Source organism: Cupriavidus campinensis, assembly GCF_905397395.1.
GTDB classification, from domain to species: Bacteria; Pseudomonadota; Gammaproteobacteria; order Burkholderiales; family Burkholderiaceae; genus Cupriavidus; species Cupriavidus campinensis.
In genome coordinates, this window is record NZ_CAJPVH010000026.1 from 25543 (window position 1) to 42871 (window position 17329).

At 59.1% G+C, this 17329-nt stretch carries 11 protein-coding genes and 2 pseudogenes; 6 read left to right on the forward strand and 7 right to left on the reverse strand.

The window, feature by feature from the left end; translation table 11 throughout:
- Positions 1–115: 115 nt before the first annotated feature.
- The 5 genes from KHO18_RS15865 to KHO18_RS15885 all read right to left on the reverse strand — a co-directional run bounded on the left by KHO18_RS15865 (position 116) and on the right by KHO18_RS15885 (position 6491).
- On the reverse strand, positions 116–577 hold the full coding sequence (locus KHO18_RS15865) for a hypothetical protein (RefSeq protein ID WP_211943516.1): 462 nt from the start codon (positions 575–577) through the stop codon (positions 116–118).
- Between the two features lie 692 nt (positions 578–1269).
- Entirely contained in the window at positions 1270–1857 is a 588-nt protein-coding gene (locus tag KHO18_RS15870) for a ribosome modulation factor (protein ID WP_211943517.1), read from the reverse strand.
- 39 nt (positions 1858–1896) lie between these two features.
- On the reverse strand, positions 1897–3741 hold the full coding sequence (locus tag KHO18_RS15875; protein WP_211943518.1) for an RNA-directed DNA polymerase: 1845 nt from the start codon (positions 3739–3741) through the stop codon (positions 1897–1899).
- A gap of 85 nt (positions 3742–3826) precedes the next feature.
- A complete protein-coding gene (locus tag KHO18_RS15880; RefSeq protein WP_211943519.1) occupies positions 3827–4897 on the reverse strand; it encodes a UvrD-helicase domain-containing protein in 1071 nt (356 codons plus the stop codon).
- Positions 4890–6491 carry an ATP-dependent nuclease gene (locus KHO18_RS15885; RefSeq protein WP_211943520.1) on the reverse strand — a complete coding sequence of 534 codons (1602 nt, stop codon included), beginning with the start codon at positions 6489–6491 and terminating at the stop codon, positions 4890–4892. The genes KHO18_RS15880 and KHO18_RS15885 overlap by 8 nt, the downstream gene beginning before the upstream one ends.
- A 695-nt stretch (positions 6492–7186) precedes the next feature.
- Here KHO18_RS15885 and KHO18_RS15890 point away from each other — a divergent pair.
- From KHO18_RS15890 to KHO18_RS15900, 3 genes are all read left to right on the forward strand, one after another.
- Positions 7187–7894, forward strand: a complete 708-nt coding sequence (locus KHO18_RS15890) for a VIT1/CCC1 transporter family protein (RefSeq protein WP_211943521.1) — start codon at positions 7187–7189, stop codon at positions 7892–7894.
- A gap of 1 nt (position 7895) precedes the next feature.
- On the forward strand, positions 7896–8540 hold the full coding sequence (locus KHO18_RS15895) for a hypothetical protein (RefSeq protein WP_211943522.1): 645 nt from the start codon (positions 7896–7898) through the stop codon (positions 8538–8540).
- Positions 8541–8626: 86 nt separating this feature from the next.
- Positions 8627–9547, forward strand: coding sequence for a lysozyme inhibitor LprI family protein (locus tag KHO18_RS15900; RefSeq protein ID WP_211943523.1), 921 nt, complete (start codon positions 8627–8629; stop codon positions 9545–9547).
- 640 nt (positions 9548–10187) lie between these two features.
- Here KHO18_RS15900 and KHO18_RS15905 read toward each other — a convergent pair.
- Together KHO18_RS15905 and KHO18_RS15910 are read right to left on the reverse strand one after the other, a co-directional pair.
- Entirely contained in the window at positions 10188–11357 is a 1170-nt protein-coding gene (locus KHO18_RS15905; RefSeq protein ID WP_211943524.1) for an IS91 family transposase, read from the reverse strand.
- Positions 11358–11380: 23 nt separating this feature from the next.
- Positions 11381–12255 (reverse strand): annotated as a pseudogene (locus tag KHO18_RS15910) (tyrosine-type recombinase/integrase).
- A 746-nt stretch (positions 12256–13001) separates the two neighbouring features.
- Here KHO18_RS15910 and KHO18_RS15915 point away from each other — a divergent pair.
- The 3 genes and pseudogenes from KHO18_RS15915 to KHO18_RS15925 all read left to right on the forward strand — a co-directional run bounded on the left by KHO18_RS15915 (position 13002) and on the right by KHO18_RS15925 (position 17321).
- Positions 13002–15084: pseudogene (locus KHO18_RS15915) on the forward strand (type I secretion system permease/ATPase).
- Between the two features lies 1 nt (position 15085).
- Positions 15086–16510, forward strand: coding sequence for an HlyD family type I secretion periplasmic adaptor subunit (locus KHO18_RS15920; protein WP_211943525.1), 1425 nt, complete (start codon positions 15086–15088; stop codon positions 16508–16510).
- 19 nt (positions 16511–16529) lie between these two features.
- The gene (locus tag KHO18_RS15925; protein ID WP_211943526.1) at positions 16530–17321 is read left to right on the forward strand and encodes a hypothetical protein; all 792 of its coding nucleotides are present in this window, start codon (positions 16530–16532) and stop codon (positions 17319–17321) included.
- Positions 17322–17329 lie beyond the last annotated feature (8 nt).

Sequence of the window (17329 nt, forward strand, 5' to 3'; positions counted from 1 at the left end):
ACGTCGAGAGCAGGATGATCGCCGCGAATCTCAGCATGTCAACTCCACATATTCTAATAGCGTATGTCGTGCCTCTAGCGCAATCCAACGCGTTGTATTCAGATAGGCGAATGTGTTATCGGGCAAGGAAGGAGGTCGAAGCATCGCCGCGAATACCCCATGAAAACCATGTCCCGTTTGCGGATTGCTCAACAAGGACAAAGTCACCGGCGTCATCGTCGAACAAAAGTCGATAACAAACGTCTTCGGCAACAACATAGGCTCTCCGCTTGCCTTGCGGAAGACGGAGGTCAGCAGCTACGAGAGCATCGTCGCAGTTGTATTCGGTCTCATACGGATCGACAAGCAAAATGCGCATGCTGTCCAGCTCTCGTGCGACTCTCTCTAGATCCCATAGAGCACCGATTGTGTTTCCCTCGCGCGGCACATTGTGCTCTGCCAGGTATTGCGCCATATCCTCCAGGACCATTTTCTTAAGTAATTGGAGCTCTGCTTCTGTGGCCATGATTTCGGCGGTCGTGGGGCACTGCAACTGTAATGCTTCGTTCGGTTGCACCAATAATGCGACCGGCTTCATTGAAGCGAGCCTAGCAGAAGCCGTTCAGCAGCAATGTACTGTGTAGTGGGGTGTTGGGCGTTGGAGACGATAGCAGCGTCTGGCGCAGGTGTCGGTTTAAGTGACGCAACGGGCACTTATAGCGAGCGACTCCTAATGGCCGGGAAGGGACTTTGGATTTCCCTACGCCGGCGCCGTAGCTTGACCTGAGCGCTTCCTGCTTGGAGATGCCGCAATCCCTGCGGCTGCTAGCGTCAACTTCCAACGCTCCGTTCCCTCGCCCCGCCGTGTACCCACTTACTGTGAGACGGATCGCGCCTTCTACCCACTTACTCTGAGATTTTGAGACAAGGCTCGGTAAGTCCTTGATTTTTCAATGTCGGATCTCCCGCTAACTGTGAGACGGGACATCACGTCTCAAAGTTACTGAGTTTTGTCTCACAGTTAGTGGGTTAGATTCTCAAAGTTAGTGGGTAAAAGGGTTCAGGCAATGGCGTGCGGAGTGTGACTCTTAGGAGGGGAGGGCCTTCGCGATCGGGGTCGTCATTCGGAGTCTCAAGTCGGTCGTAACCGTAAGTCCGAATTCCTGATTGATGCATCAACGATGTGCGGGGTAGAAGCTTGAAACGAAGGCGGGCACTCGTCGTACAGCGCGGTAGCCAACACGTTGAGGCCCTAGGTTGTAGTTCGCTCTTGTCGGCGTGCGAAGGGATTTAGTCCGGTATGTCGGGCGACCAAAGCGGCAACGCCCTCCAACCTTTGCGCCAGGCAGAGGTGAGCTCAGGGTTTTGAAAGGGGCAATCGGAGATCGGGATGCCGTGCCTCGCCGCAGCACTCCCACGATCGTACGCTGACTCTGGCGTGGCGGCCTGTTCAAGTGCCCATCGCCACGCCTTATCACAAGTCGCCTCGTCGAAGAGGCCGAAATTGCATAGTTCAATATCAACGGCCAGATGAGCGGCGAGCGCTTGATATACCGCGGAGCGCTTCTTCGTGCTGGGCTTCCAAAGCAGATCAAACGGTGCCTTCGCTTTGTTCCGCGCGCTCCGGAGTGCTTTGTTGGCTAGAGTTCCCAGCGGCGTGGCGGTGAACGGATGCATGCCCACATAGGCATCGCAATGTGTGCATGCGTAGGACCACGGCCATTCCCCGTACGATGCGCCGTAGATCTCACTGTTATTGACGATGCGAACCGGGCTATCGCAGTAGGGGCATGCTTGGGGAGCCGGCATCTTGCTTCTGATGCGGGCGACATGTTGAGGGCTTGGATCCCACGGAGTCTTGTCTGCTAGTGCCATCATCAATTGTTCGGATCGTTTCTTGCCCAGATCGGCCGAGAGCTAGAAGTACGGGGAGTTTTCTGCATCGTCTGTATCGTCCTCGGAATCGTCCTCATCCTCATCGAAACCGTCGGTGTCGCCATCGAAGGAGAAAATGACACCTTCGTAGCCACCATCGCCTTCCTCGTAGTCAAGCCAGTGCTCCACATCGTCAAGATCGAATAGCGCTTCAATCCCCGCAAGATTCTTCCGTGTCAGCGCATCTTGCTTTGCCGTGAACAAGGGCTTTAGAGTTGCGGCTTGATCGTAGAAGTGTACGTTCAGCGCTAGGAGGCAATTGAAGACTGGATCCGTAGCGATATGGGTGTTGGCGAATCCACCCCAGCCTCTGATTCCTGCCTCGTAGGCGAGCAGCCACAAGTCATCGCGGAGGGCACTAGATTTTTCCTGTGCTTTCCAGAATGTATTTTTCGGTACCTTAATCAGCCTCCCGGCGCTATGGAGGTCCATCAGAATCAGCGCGCATACGGAACTGTGCATTTCTGCAACGAGATCGATATTTGCCTCAGAAAGCTGAAGGCCGAGATCCTTTGCCATCCACAGGCACCAGGTCACTTCGCTGTGGTGACCCAAGGGAGCATGATCTTCGATCAAAGCGTTGATGAAGCGACTAAGCCTCGTCTTGCCTAGCGGATATCCCACGCCGTTATAGGTCGAGAAGATCCTCGCAACGGTTTGAAGGGTATTTGGATATCCCATCGCTACTTGGCAAACATGGGCCTCGAACCGATCCCAGTTGTTCTTTCGGACAATGACAGAAGATGCTTTCTTAAGAGCGTAGATCATGACGCTCTCATCAGCATTCAAACGTGCAAGTTCTTTTGCCAACTCGAAGAAATGACTGAAGTCTGCGACCTGCTTGGGGCCGGTTTTTGCGATCGAAAAGCTGCGAAGCCTGTGGCTCCAGAAATCATCCGTTATCTCAAGAACTGGTGATGTCTTGGTTTTCTCAAAATTGACTTGCAGCTCAAATTCTTTCAGCGAGCGAATGAGCGCCGCGAGTGCCGATTCCGCTTCGCGAGCTGTGGCAAAGAACATGAAATAGTCATCGACATACCGGAAACCCGCAGGAAGTCCTTTCAAACGCTTCTTCAATTCCAAATCAACTGCTGTGGCGATGGCTTCAGCAATGATGTGTGACGTGTCCGGTCCAATCGGTAGGCCGAATGTCTGTTCGTCCTGCGCCTGACGAAGTGCCAGATCCAACAGATTGCCGAAGAATTTTGGCGTCGGCTTTCGATTCTTCTTTGCCGCGGCCTTACCGTGAAGTGCCCACGGAACGGAATGTGTGTAGATCGTCGGAAAAAATCTCGATATGTCGGTGCGAAGCATATATCGATACCCCGCAGATTCCAGCACCTTGCGATTGTAGAGGAACTGCATCGAAGGTATGTTCGCGGCTCGAGATCCATTGTGCAGAAACCTAGGGCGGCTTGCCGATAGCCTGGTTTGCCGGTAGTGCTTCAGCAACTCACCCCAGTTCTCTGCAATATGCTTCGACAGATATGTCTGTGCAACGGGATTCGTGAGGCTCGTGACGCGCCGCTGGTGACCGGCCCGCGCGACGCTGAAGAGCTCCGCCCTCGCGCCTGGTGCTTTGGGAGTCTTTGGGCCCGTTTTGGGAGTCGCCTGAAGAGCGAACCATTGCGCATATAGAGCGGCATGATTTCTTGCCAAATCCTCCGTTGTGAATGATGGGGGTAATTGAGAGGGAAAATAGCCACGCTCAAGAAGTCGTTCGGTGCGGTCCACTGTTTTTCCTTTAAGCTGCAGCTTTTCACTCTGGATTCGCCGCAGCGTCTCAAGTTGTTCGCCCGGAAACGTCTCACGATACCGCGGTGCCATGGCCCTTACACTCCCCTCGCTAGCGGGGCAGTTGCCGAATGTGTCGATAGGGCGCCCGGGTAATTGCGAGTCGCTGAGCGGGGAGTTATGGCATCCAGTACGGCAAAGTGGAGGTGCCCGCGTTGTCAATAACGATGGCCACACTTTGTTCAGCACGGGTCACTGCCACATAGAAGCTTGCTGCGGGCACGGGCTCGAGATTTGATCCTTTACGCAGGAAGTCGGAGATTCCCGCCGTAGGAACGATAAGCACACGTGCGAATGTGGATCCCTTCGCAACCTTGAAGTTCAGGTATTCAAGATTGAACTCTTTGCCAGAGGCCGCCATGCTTCGCAGGCATTGAGGGGCAAATCGTTCCACGTAATCGCCTACGTGCTTCTTCATAAGTAGAAAAACGCCGTCGTGGTTCGTCGTGACATCGTTGCGGGAAATTGTGGACGGAAATACCCAGCTCGGATCGAAGATCGTGTCTGAAAATTCCGCGATCTTCGGGTGGCACCGCCAAGTCTCCACACTCTCGGTGATGGTTAACTTCCCGATTTGTTCTCTCTCCCGGAACCACTTCACCGCTTCGGCATAGGCGTACCGCTTATTTTTGGTGCCGCGGGGGTTCGTGGCCAGAACGGATTGCCGGATATCGCCGACCATCCGGATCTGAATTGACGAATGCAATAGGGCGTCGACGATCTCCCAATCATGGGCGCTCAGGTCTTGCACCTCGTCAATCAGTATCTCATCGTACAAGCTCTCCAATCGATGTAATAAGGCGCCTTTGCTGGCGCCTAGCAGTTCGTTGGCAAGCCGTCCGAGCTCGCAGGCGTAGGCAGCACCGTTGCGATCGAGAAATCGCGATAGGCCTTTCGCGTACCTGTCCGGTCGCCCCTCAAAACTGAACCCCAGAACTCGCGCCCCGGGAAACTTGAAGGGGAGAAAGGGCTTTGCAAAGTGTCGTAACAGGAAGGTGAACCATCCCATGACTTCGATGCCCAGATGATCGCCCGCTCGCTGCCCGAGCCGGCGTCGGAGTTCTTCCTGATTTGCCTGGGTAAAGGTCAGGACGAGGGCGCGGCGCTCCGGAAGAAGCCTTGCGCAATGCTCCACGATACCTTGGGTCTTGCGCGAGCCGGCAACGGCCAACGTGAGCTGGTTAGCCATGGATGAACGCCGCGGCTTCTCGCATGTATTCCGGAGGCGTAAGCTTGCACGTTGCGCCGGCGATGCGGAACGCCGTCTCGGTCTTCTCCCGGCTCATCCATTTGTGGAGATCTGCGGTCGCCGTGATGCCAAGCAAGCTACGCAGTGTCGCCTCGCCATTGTGGTGGACGATTTGTGGTTCCAGGGTGTGGCCGTGGGCGACTTTTCCAATGAACAGCTCACGCTTTCCGGGACTAAGCCACGCTTCCACGCTTGTGGAAAGCTCGGCCGGGTCCGTGCCATCGTTGTCGCGCATGGCGGCCACTGGTTTGTCCAGCGCGGCGCAGAATTCAAGGCAGCGCGCCAGCGACAATCCCCGCATGCTGATCACGTCGATACCCAGTTCCATCGGGCGCCTCCCGAACAGGTCTTTGAAGAATCGCTCAAAAACGATCTCGTCGGAGGGCCCTTCCACGAGGACGATCTTCTTGGCCAGGGCCATGCGCAGCGTGTCATAGCCGGGAAGACGCTGAAAATACGAGACGGTTTCGGGATCTAGCGTCGTAATCTTCGACGTCTTGCCGTGTGCCAGGAGCAGGATGGCATCGAGACCAAGGCGGTTCAGCACGAAGGTGCTGTGCGTGGTGATGAAGAGCTGCTGATGGTCGCCAGTGAGCGCCTCGATCCGCGAGAGGAGCGTGGTCAGGCTGGTATGGGAAAGGTGATTCTCTGGCTCCTCGATCATGACGAACGCCGCGTGGCCGGCATTGCGGTTCAGGGCCAGCGAGATCTTGATCGCGGCCTGTTGGCCCTGTCCGGACATCGAGAACGGTACATCGTTGACATGGGGGGTCACCACGCCGTCCCAGGCGGTCCGCGCGCTTTGATCCATGGCCAGCGAGATCGGCTGATCGTGCAAGGAGGCGTGGATCGTACCGATGCGCTTGTTGATCGCGTCCAGCGCCGTGGTCGACATAGTCGCCTTCAGCTCGCGGTAGGCCAGGGACACGGCGGCACGCTCCGGCGGGTCGAGATGGTCGCCAAGGATCTGTCGCAGGTGATAGTCAACGCCGCTTGAGGAGCGAACGGTCCGCGAGTCGATAATGGCCGCCGCCAATTGCCGGGGGCGATTGGTGATGCGCTCGTCGGCGAAGGAGCGCCAGTCAACAAGGTAGAACTCGACCGGCAGCAGGGATGAAGGCTTGGCCATCCATCGGGTCAGCTCGTCCGCATAGTCGGGATTCGGCATGATCCGCAGCGACAGGCCTGGGCAGGCCAGGGTCGGCACCTCGGTATTGATGGCGCCGCAAAGCCGTTGCAACTCGGGCTTGTCCGCGAAGTACAGCTCGATGTGGATCTCGGGAAACCGAGGCCGTTCACCGCGCTCGATCTTGGCGACGAATTCGGCCACCACTCCGGCGTTGAACCAGTGCGGGTTTAGCTCTTCGCTTGCGCTGCGGCCACCGATGCGCCCGGTAAGGGCGAGCGCGATGGCTTCCATCAGTGTCGACTTGCCGGCTTCGTTGCCCCCCACGATCAGGTTGAGTTTCGCGTTAGGCGACAGCGTGAAGTCCGTGTAGATACGGTATCCGCGGATCTTGATCTTGGTAATCAACCGACACCCCGCCTCGAAATTTGTCTGGGGAGGATTATAGGGCACATACCCACGCGGTGATTGCCCGGTTGCATAGCCACCTGAGGCAGGCGTGGGCAAGCTGAACCATTGGCGAACCGACATCAGGCGCAGTGGGCTTGGAGATGCCGCAATCCTTCGGCGGCTAGCCTCAACTTACAAAGCCCCGTTCCCTCGCCACACATGTACCCACTTACTGTGAGACGGGTTGCGCCTTTTACCCACTTACTGTGAGATTTTGACCCAGGTAGTTTGAGACAGGGCTCCGCAACTCTTTGATTTTTCTACGTTGCACATCCCACTAACTATGAGACGTGACAGTCAAAAAGTCACAGAAGCTGGTTCACACGTCCAGTTCAGCGCTGCAATGCATGGAGTTGTGCGGTCGTGAGGGCGACATCACCTGTACACGCGCTCCCGCAACGGATGGTCTAGGATCACTTAGGACGACCGCACGCGACTAGCGACACCTGGTGAGGGGATACCATCGGTCGCGGCCCAAAGAGGAGCTTAGGGATGGAGCAATTGCTGGCTGGCTCGGCAATATTCCTGGCGGCGGTATTGATCGCGGTGCCACTGTCGGTTCGTGACGGGCCCGCACAAGAGCCCCGGGGGTACCCAAGGCAAGATCGCTAGCTAGCCCCTATCGTTCTGTCCGATCATCGAAGGAGTCCATCATGCCTGATGCCCCCAAGACTGCGATCTATGCAGGCGCGGCCCTGCAGTCAGTAGATGCGGAAACTCGGGAGCCCGTGCTGGACGTGGTGGATCGCGTCGCCGAGATGTGCTTTGGCCTCTTTATGGCGCTCACCTTTGTCGGCGCGGTGTCGAGCGGCGCCGGCGGGCCGGATGCCGACCCTCGCACCATGCTCCATGCCGCGTTGGGGTGCAATCTGGCGTGGGGGCTGGTCGACGCTGTCATGTTCCTGATTCGCACGCTGGCGAGTCGCGGTCAGCGCCTCTCCCTCGCCATTTCCGTCAGGAATGCGGGTGACCGGACGGCGGCACTCGGATTCATACATGATGCACTGCCCCGGAAAATGAGGTCGCTGGTTACCGACACAGAACTTGAGGCCATGCGGGTGCGGCTCGTCGGGGCCCCAACGCTGCCCGCCCGTCCCCGTCTGAACCTGGCCGACCTGCTTGCCTCTTTGCGAATCTTCTGCATTGTCGTGCTCACCACTTTTCCCGTAGCGCTGCCGTTCGTGCTGCTGGGGGACGTCCGCCAGGCGCTACTCATCTCGCGCATGCTGACGCTCGCCATGTTGTTCGTCGCCGGATGGGCGCTGGGCCGCTTCGCTGGCATCGGCGCCTGGGCCACCGGCGCGGGCATGACGGTGTTGGGGGTCGCGCTGACCGCAGCCGTCATTGCGCTGGGTGGCTGAGATGCGGGCCGCGTTCATGCTGCTGGCTGGCATGCTTTCCGTTGGCAGTGTCCGCGCACAAGAGCCGCCACCGCCGGCGCCGAATGCCGCCGCGCAGCCTGCCGCCGTACCGTGGACTTTTTCGGCAACTGGCTACTGGAACATGCCACGCGAGAGCGGCGACTATCTCAGCGGTATCTTCATTGCGGAAAAATCGCAGCTCCACCTCGAGGCAAGAGCCAACTACGAGGCGAAGCACTCGCAGTCGGCATTCGTCGGCTGGTCATTTTCGGGAGGCGAAACCGTCCAGTTCAAAGCGACGCCTATCCTCGGATTCGTCTGGGGCTCGACACACGGTGTGATCGGCGGACTCGAGGCCAGCTTGGCCGTGAAGAAATTTGACTACTACATTGAAGCCGAATATCTGAATCCGCACGGACCAGAATCGGGATATTTCTATGCCTGGAGCGAGCTTGGCTACCGCCCGATCGAATGGCTGAGATTGGGCCTCGTCGTGCAACGTACGCGGATTTACGGTGGGGACCGTGATCTCCAGCGAGGCGGTTTTTTCCAGGTCACGGTGCGCAAGGTCACCGGAAGTTTCTACTGGTTCAACCCTGGCTCACATGAACAGGTCGCGATCCTTTCACTGGGTGTCAGCTTCTAGGCCCTGTTCGCGCTTGGGGCGCTCGTCGTGCACCGCATCGCGGATGCGATTCATGCCCCGGCTTCTGACAGTCCGAGGAGAAGCGTATGCGCAGCACTCAGCACCCAACAGCCAAGGACGCGGCGGCGCAAAGCTTCATCCAACCGTTGCTTTCTTGGCTCTGTTTCACTGTGCTTATGTTTCCCGGTGTTGCGCTAGGGATGGACTTCAAGATTTACTACCAACCCCAACTTAAGTTGAAAATGCTTATCGGGGAGGGCAGGATTCAGGAACGTGATGCAGAGAAGTTTCTGGCGTTCGCCAAAATGGCTGACCGTGATGACGAAGGACTCGTTACCCTTGTTTTAAATAGTCCAGGAGGAAATGTTGAGGCTGCTTCCCGGGTCGTCGATGCAATGGATAAAGTTCGCGTCTATACAACAGTTCCAGATAATGCCAGGTGCTCGTCCGCTTGCGCTTCCATCTTGTTCGCTTCAGGGGAACGCCGAAGTGTTGTTGGTACTGGGATGCTCGGTTTTCACAGTTGCTACCGGCGCGATGGGCGAGCCTACGCCGAGGACTCGCTTTGCAACGAAATAATCGCGGCAAACGCATTGCAAAGGGGGGTCAGCCACGCGGGCATCAATCGTTTTGTTAAGCAATATGGTGCGCGAGACATGGCATGGGTCGGGCGCCACGTCGCTTGCAAGTCGCTGCAAGGTCTCTGTAAGCCAGGGCTACTGGAAACTCGATACGAGACGAAGACTGCGTTGATTCAAAGTTTTGATTGCAGCAAGCTCATATCTGTTCAAGCGCAGCTTATCTGTGGGGACGTGGAACTTTCCCGTGTCGATAAAACATTGGCAGAAGTCTACAATCAAATGATAAAAACATCGGCAAACAAGACACGGTTACGAGCGGATCAACGAGCATGGCTTCGCGATTCTCGCAACGCGTGTGGCGATAAAGCTTGTCTACTACGAATCTATCATATCCGCATCGATGAACTAAAGCGGATGCGGTCGTAATGACGTGTCGATTGACGTTGGCCATGCCAGGCATGGTTGGGTACCGCGCTGATTTACCACATCTCCCGGCACGAGTTCCGTCTCCGAGATTTCAAGGATCGCCCGGCCTTTGAGCCGAGGACGATCTTGGATCCCCGCATGGCATACCGCCGTCGTGCCTGGATAATCGAATTGGCCAGCGAAAGTCCGTTAGCTTGGCTGAAACCGACGTTCGAGCGGCCGAGTGATCGCGTGGATCAACGACGCTTCATGGCCGATGACCGCCGGCCGGTGCCGCCTCAGGTGGCAGCCTCTGTTAAGGATTGTTAGATGTCTGCCCTCGACTTCAGACTGTGAGAAGCGCTGGCGCCTGTGGGCAGGCGTCAAACAATCCTCGAGGGAGGAAACCGCGGGATATTGCGATGTGGTGCGCCGTGCTATGGCGATTCAAGCGTCTGCTGGATCAGCACGGGCCGGGGACGTTGGACATACGTGTGGCGTAAAGCGGTCCCTGGGATCGCGGAAGGTGTCGACAGCTCGGGACTACGAGGACGCTGCGCGTGTGTAATAGAGCTTCCCGAGATTGCGAGCGCGACTGTCCGCTTGCGGCTCCGCTCTCCGAAGAGCCGCCGGTTGCATTGGACGCGTCCGATGGGTGGTCTCATCTTGAGGCTCGCAGTGGTGGCGGCCCGCGGATGCAGGCACTGCGCGGGATCACCTCGATGATCAGCATGGGTGCGCCACAGTGTCGGCAGCGCAAGGGCGTCGGGGCAGCGCGATCGGTGTCGTCGGGTGAAGGGACGACATCGGGTACGACGCTCAATAGCTCGCGCGCTCTGGCCAGGTTTGCGCGACGCACCGGGTTGGCAAGCAGACCGTAGTGCCGGATGCGGTGAAAACCGCTGGGCAGCACGTGCAGCAGGAAGCGTCGCATGAACTCACCGACGTCCAAGGTCATGGTTTTGTAGCGGGTGCGGCCTCGGGCACGGTAATCCTTCCAGCGGAAGGTCACGCCCCGCTCGTCCATCGCCAGCAGGCGCTGGTTGGAGATCGCCACGCGATGGGTATAGCGCGATAGATAAGCCAGCACCGCCTCGGGTCCGGCGAACGGCCGCTTGGCATACACGACCCATTCGGAAGTGCGTAGTAGCGCGATCCACTGTGCAAAGGCGGTCGGATCGGCGAGCGCAGCGTAGTCGCCAAAGAACCGCAACTGACCCTGCCCATGCGCGGCTTGGAGGGCCTCGAGGAAGCGGTGTCGGAACAGGCGGGAGAGCACGCGCACTGGCAGGAAGAAGCCAGGGCGGCAGGCCACCCATCGTTCGCCGTCCAGTGACAGGCCGCCGCCGGGGACGATGCCGTGCACGTGCGGATGATGCGTGAGTGCCGATCCCCAGGTGTGCAGCACCAGGGTCGCCCCAATTTGCGCGCCGAGGTGCTTCGGGTCGGCGGCAATGGTGCGCAGGGTGTCGGCGGCGACATCGAACAAGAGGCCATAGATCACGGTCTTGTTGTACCAGGCGATGGCGCTGATGGGCGCGGGCAGTGTGAAGACGACGTGGTAGTACTCCACGGGGAGCAGGTCCTCACTGCGCGCTTCGAGCCAGCGATGCGCAGCGCTGGCCTGACACTTGGGGCAATGCCGGTTACGGCAGGAGTTATAGGACACCTCGAGGTTGGCGCAGCCGGAACAGCGCAGCACATGCCCTCCCAGCGCTCCGGTACGGCACTGTTCGATGGCGGACATGACCTGCAACTGCCCAAGGCTCAAGCGGGCAGTCTGGCGCCAGGCCGGTCCGTGGAGGCGGAAGATGTCTGCGACCTCGAGCACAACGAGCTCGGCGGCAGGACGTCCTAGTCGGAACGCAGGTTCTCGAGTGGGCTGATGACCTGCGCAGCAGATCGGTGGCGACCTGGGCATAGAGCGCTGTCGTCTCCAGCTTCTTATGCCCAAGCAGTACTTGAATGACTCGGATATCGACCTTCTGTTCGAGCAGGTGTGTGGCGAAGCTGTGTCGCAGCGTATGCATGGACACGTGCTTCTCAATCTGTGCCTCCTGGGCAGCGGCATGGATGGCGCGATTGAGTTGCCGGGTGCTGAGTGACTCGATGGGATTGAGGCCAGGGAACAGCCAGCCTCCGTCGAGCATCTTGCCTTGGGCATGGGCGACGCGCCACCAGACGCGCAGGCGTTCGAGCAGCACGGGCGAGAGCATCGCGTAGCGGTCCTTGCAACCCTTGCCCTGTTCGATGCGCAGGGTCATGCGTTCACTGTCGATATCGGTCACCTTCAATGCCACCACTTCGCTGGCGCGCAAGCCGGCGCCATAGGCGACCGCGAGCGCGGTCTGGTGCTTCAGGTTCCCAGCGGCCGCCAGCAGCCGGCCGACTTCGTCGGGACTGAGTACCACGGGCAGGGTGCGGGGTACTCGTACCGGACGCATCTTGGCCATGCGTTGGGCATCGCCGAGGGTCACTTCGAAGAAGAACTTCAGTCCCGTGATCGCCGCATTGAGCGATACCGGGGAAATACCGTGGTCGACCAGATGGAGTTGATAGCGCCGCAGGTCCTCGGTGCTGGCTGTGTCGGGCGCGTGGCCCAGGAAGGCCGTGAACTGGCACCCGGCGTGGATGTATTGGCTCTGGGTCTTGTCCGCAAGCTTGCGCATGCGCATGTCCTCGATCATGCGCTGGCGTAGCGGGCTGACGGTAGGTGTCGCGACTGACATGGCTGTGCTCCTGTCGAGAATCGAGGCGAGTTACCTCGGTTCTCAACTTAGGAAACAGCGCAGGCGCTTCAGTCACTTCGCACGTTTGCCGAAGGGTTACCGCGCGAGCGGTTTAGTCCGCTGACCCATCTCGGTCTTTTGACGCTACAACTCGAATGACCGCAATCTGAGCGACAGCAGACGCATTCTTCTCTCGTTCGGCACAGGGTTTCTGTCCTCGACCATCCGGCTAGGACTCACAGTTTCCAGAAGCAACTGCTGACCCCGTCTGTGTCGTTCGTCCACCTCACGACCGATGGCCGTATTAAGGCGCCATGCTGAGGGCGCGGGGCCTCTTCCCTGGCGCTAACGGACCATTTCTCAGCCTATCTGCGGCACAAACGAGACATAAGTGAGCACACGCTTATTAAAATTCGATAATTTTACCGAAAATATCGAAATTAAACATATCAGTTATAAAAAAATTTCACTACAACTTTGGCCGGCTGCGTTAATCGTCCGATGCGGACGGTCTGCTACATTGCGCCCACCTGTACGCCGTGTGGAAAGTCGCGCGGTTGTATTGGCGGAAATACATTAGGGCGCCGGGGAGGAATGCCGGCCAACATGACGGGTACTGTCGCTGCGCAGTGCGTGCGGCGTCCAACAACAAAAAGAACATGGCTGAACGGCATCTTCCGCTGACGCTCGTCGGCGGCGAGGACAAGCACGCGCATGCGGAGGACGCGGCTAAGGATACGCTCCTGATGTGCCTCGCGCTTGTGGCCCGGTTTCATGGTATCGCGGCGGACCCCGCCCAGATTGCGCATATACATCGCGCTGCGGATGTGATGACGCTCACCGAGCTATTGCTGGCGGCCCGTGAACTGGGGCTGAGCGCAAAAGCGGTGAAGCCCGATCCCTCGCGCCTGTCACGGCAATCGCTGCCGGCGATTGCACTGGACCATGACGGCACGGCTTTTGTCCTTGCGCGCCATGATGCAGGAAAGGTTCTTATCCAGGCGCCCGCAGCAGGCCGGCCCGAAACGCTGACCGAAGCCGCCTTCCTGGCGCGCTGGACTGGCGAGCTGATTCTCTTCCAGAGCCGCGCCTCCATTGCCGGCGACCTGGCCAAGTTCGATTTCAGCTGGTTCATTCCTTCGATCGTCAAGTATCGGAAGCTGCTTGGCGAGGTGCTGCTGGTGTCGTTCGTGCTGCAATTGCTTGCGCTTGTCACCCCGATGTTTTTCCAGGTTGTCATGGACAAGGTGCTCGTGCATCGCGGATTCACCACGCTCGATGTCATTGCCATTGGCCTGGTTGCTGTCACGCTCTTCGAGATCGCACTGACCGTACTGCGCACCTACGTCTTCGCGCATACGACATCCCGGGTGGACGTGGAGCTTGGCGCAAAGCTGTTCCGGCATCTGCTGGCGTTGCCGCTTGCCTACTTCCAGGCGCGCCGGGTCGGCGATTCGGTTGCCCGCATTCGCGAACTGGAGAGTATCCGTGGCTTTCTGACGGGAAACGCGATCACCGTGGTGCTGGACCTCGTGTTCTCCGCAGTGTTCGTGGCCGCGATGCTCTACTACAGCGTCTGGTTGACAGTCGTCGTCCTGATCTCGCTGCCCTGTTACTTCCTGATCTCGCTTGTCTCCACGCCAATCCTGCGTGGTCGCCTGCACGAGAAATTCAATCGCAGCGCCGAAATGCAGGCGTTCCTGGTGGAGAGCGTCAGCGGCATTCAGACCGTCAAGGCGATGGCCGTGGAACCGCAGTGGACCAGAAAATGGGACGGGCAGTTGGCGCAGTACGTTGGAGCCGGCTTCAAGGCCGCCACGGTAGGGTCGGTGGCCGGCAACGGCGTGACCCTGGTCAGCAAGATCACGACGGTCGCGACCATGTACTTTGGCGCGAAATTCGTGATTGCCGGCGATCTCACCGTGGGCCAGTTGATCGCTTTCAACATGCTGTCCGGGCATGTGGCCACGCCGATTATGCGGCTGGCGCAACTCTGGACCGATTTCCAGCAAACCGGCATATCGGTGCAGCGTCTGGGAGACATCCTCAATACCCGTACGGAGGCGCACGGCAGCCGGCCTGCGCTGCCGCCGATGAACGGGGCTGTTTCCCTTTGACAACGTCGTCTTCCGCTATCGGCCGGACATGCCCGAGGTGCTGCGGGGGCTGAGTCTAGACATCGCGCCCGGGGAGGTAGTTGGCATCGTGGGGCGGTCGGGGTCCGGGAAAAGCACACTGACTCGGCTGGTGCAACGTCTTTACACCCCAGAGCGCGGACGAGTCACTGTCGATGGTGTCGACGTGGCGCTTGTGGATGCCTCGTCGTTGCGTCGTCAGATCGGCGTGGTGCTGCAGGAAAACGTGCTGTTCAGTCGCAGCATACGAGAAAACATTGCGCTGGCCGATCCGGGCGCGCCCCTGGAGTTGGTCATCCATGCGGCGACGCTGGCTGGCGCGCATGAGTTCATCTCCGAACTGCCTGAAGGCTATGACACGCCGGTTGGAGAGCATGGTTCGTCGTTGTCGGGGGGGCAACGGCAACGCGTCGCCATTGCACGCGCATTGATGGGCAATCCCCGCATCCTGATCTTCGACGAAGCCACGAGTGCGCTCGACTATGAGTCCGAGCGAATCATCCAGGAAAACATGAAGGCTATCTGCCGCGGTCGAACGGTGCTGATTATCGCGCACCGGTTGTCAGCCGTCCGTGATGCCAACAGGATCGTTGTACTCGATCGCGGCGAGATCGTCGAGGTGGGTAGTCACGGTGATCTGCTCTCGCGCCAGGGTGGGCACTACGCGCGGCTTCACGCGATGCAGGCGGGCTGACATGGCAAGCCTGCACTCCAAGGCACTCGGCGATCTGCTGGGCCGTCACGTCAGGGTCTGGAGAGCCGCATGGGCCGACCGGAAGCGGCTGGACGGGCCTGGCTATTCCATCGACGAGGCGGCATTTCTGCCGGCGGCACTGGCGCTGACCGAAGCGCCGCCATCACCGGCACCGCGCGTCGCCATCTGGGTTCTGCTCGCCCTGGTGACAGTGGCCCTTCTGTGGGCGGTCGTCGGCAAGGTGGACGTCGTAGCCAGTGCGCTCGGCAAGGTCGTGCCCAATGATCGCACCAAGGTCATTCAGCCACTGGAGGTGGCGACCGTGACAGCAATACGCGTCACCGACGGCCAGTCGGTGAAGGCTGGCGAAACGCTGATCGAGTTGGACCCCACCGCTAGCGGCGCGGACCGCTCCCGTATCGCCAGCGAACTGTTGCTGGCGCGCCTGCAGACCGCACGTGCAAGGGCTTTGCTCGAGGCCGTCGAAAGGCATCGCGACCCGGTACTGCAACGCCCAGATGCCACGCCGGAGAGTGCATACCAGGAGGCGCAAGGCTGGCTGCTAGGCCAGTACAACGAGTACCGTGCCAAGGCGGCCCGGATCGATGCTGATGCGGCGCGACGCGACGCAGAGCGGCAGTCCACCCTTGAGATGGTCCGCAAGCTCGAACAGACGTTGCCGCTTGCGCAGCAACGCGCACGAGATTTCAAGGACCTGATGGACCGGAACTTCGTGTCGAAGCATGGCTATCTGGAGAAAGAACAGGCCCGTATCGAACAGGAGGCCGACCTCGCCACGCTGCGCAGCCGCCAAAAGGAACAGGACGCAATCCTACGCGAGGTTCGCGCCCAGCGCGATGCGCTGGCTGCGGAGACCCGGCGCGTGAACCTGGACCTGCTCAACGACGGCTTGCAGAAGGAAGAGACGCTGGTCCAGGAGTTGCGCAAGGCCACGGCGCGATTCAATCAGACGCGCTTGACCGCGCCCGTGGACGGTACGGTACAGCAACTGGCGGTACATACCGTCGGTGGCGTGGTGACCGAGGCGCAGCCGCTGATGGTGGTGGTGCCGCGCGACAACCCCGTCGAGATCGAGGCATTCCTGGAGAACAAGGACATTGGCTTCGTGCAGCCGGGCCAGCCCGCCACGGTCAAGGTGGAGACCTTCCAGTACACGCGCTACGGGACCATCGACGGCGTGGTGTCTTCCATCTCCGATGATGCCATCCAGGACGAGAAGCGTGGCCTGATCTATTCCACGCGCATCCGGTTGCTGCGTTCCGCACTCGACGTCGACGGTCGCCGGGTCAACCTGACCCCAGGCATGGCCACCACCGTGGAAATCAAGACCGGCAAGCGCCGAGTCATCGAATACATCATGACCCCGCTGCTACAGCATGCGCAGGAAAGTTTGCGCGAACGATAAGCTCAGGACACAGACCAACATGCAACTACACATGCAAACGACCTCATCCAACCTTTTCGGGTGGTTCCGTCATCGAACTCATGCGTACGGCATGGCCTGCGTGGTGGCGCTGCTTGCGTGCGCAGCACTTCCCGCCAGTGCCGCGCCGCAGCCCGACAGCTACGTCGGCCACCTCGGGGGCGTGCCAGTCAGCATCCCGCGCACGTATGGCCGCTTTCTCGAATACGACGGTGACCCAAATTTCATGGAGAAGCGCAAAGGCGAAGCACCGCCACGGGACTACAAGTCCGGCATTCGCGGCTTTGCATTCGAAGTGCACTTTCCCGACATGGCCGTGCTTGATGTCCGAAATCCCGACGCGACGCCAAAGGAAACACTTTCCACCAGAAGATGGATGCGCGTGCTGGTCTGGGCGAACAGCGACTTCAGGGTCGACAGCGAGACATACATGGTACGTATGACGAAAGAGGTCCGATTGACTGGCCCCGATCCCTATCGCGAAGAGCCCGGGCTTGTACACGGTCTGCGCGCATATTCGAATATTAAGGACGATGAGCGGCATGTAGGGGGTAGCGGCGAGAGACGATACCTGGAGGTCGGCAAAGACGGGAAGACGCTGACCCATATCGCGTGCAAGGTCAGCGTGTATGCGTCGAGCAGTTGCGCCATGACCTTTGTACTGGATCCAGCCATGCACGCGAAGATCCAGGTGACCTTTCGCAAGGGACTGCTGGAAGACTGGCGCGAGATCAAGACGTCGGTATCGAAAATCATGCTCGGATTCGCAGTCTCCGACAAGTCTGGCAAGTAACTCTGAAA

Coding starts and splice junctions, on each gene's coding strand:
- KHO18_RS15865 (WP_211943516.1), bottom strand. CDS start 577: ATGAAGCCGGTCGCATTATTGGTGCAACCGAACGAAGCATTACAGTTG.
- KHO18_RS15870 (WP_211943517.1), bottom strand. CDS start 1,857: ATGATGGCACTAGCAGACAAGACTCCGTGGGATCCAAGCCCTCAACAT.
- KHO18_RS15875 (WP_211943518.1), bottom strand. CDS start 3,741: ATGGCACCGCGGTATCGTGAGACGTTTCCGGGCGAACAACTTGAGACG.
- KHO18_RS15880 (WP_211943519.1), bottom strand. CDS start 4,897: ATGGCTAACCAGCTCACGTTGGCCGTTGCCGGCTCGCGCAAGACCCAA.
- KHO18_RS15890 (WP_211943521.1), top strand. CDS start 7,187: ATGCCTGATGCCCCCAAGACTGCGATCTATGCAGGCGCGGCCCTGCAG.
- KHO18_RS15895 (WP_211943522.1), top strand. CDS start 7,896: ATGCGGGCCGCGTTCATGCTGCTGGCTGGCATGCTTTCCGTTGGCAGT.
- KHO18_RS15900 (WP_211943523.1), top strand. CDS start 8,627: ATGCGCAGCACTCAGCACCCAACAGCCAAGGACGCGGCGGCGCAAAGC.
- KHO18_RS15920 (WP_211943525.1), top strand. CDS start 15,086: ATGGCAAGCCTGCACTCCAAGGCACTCGGCGATCTGCTGGGCCGTCAC.
- KHO18_RS15925 (WP_211943526.1), top strand. CDS start 16,530: ATGCAACTACACATGCAAACGACCTCATCCAACCTTTTCGGGTGGTTC.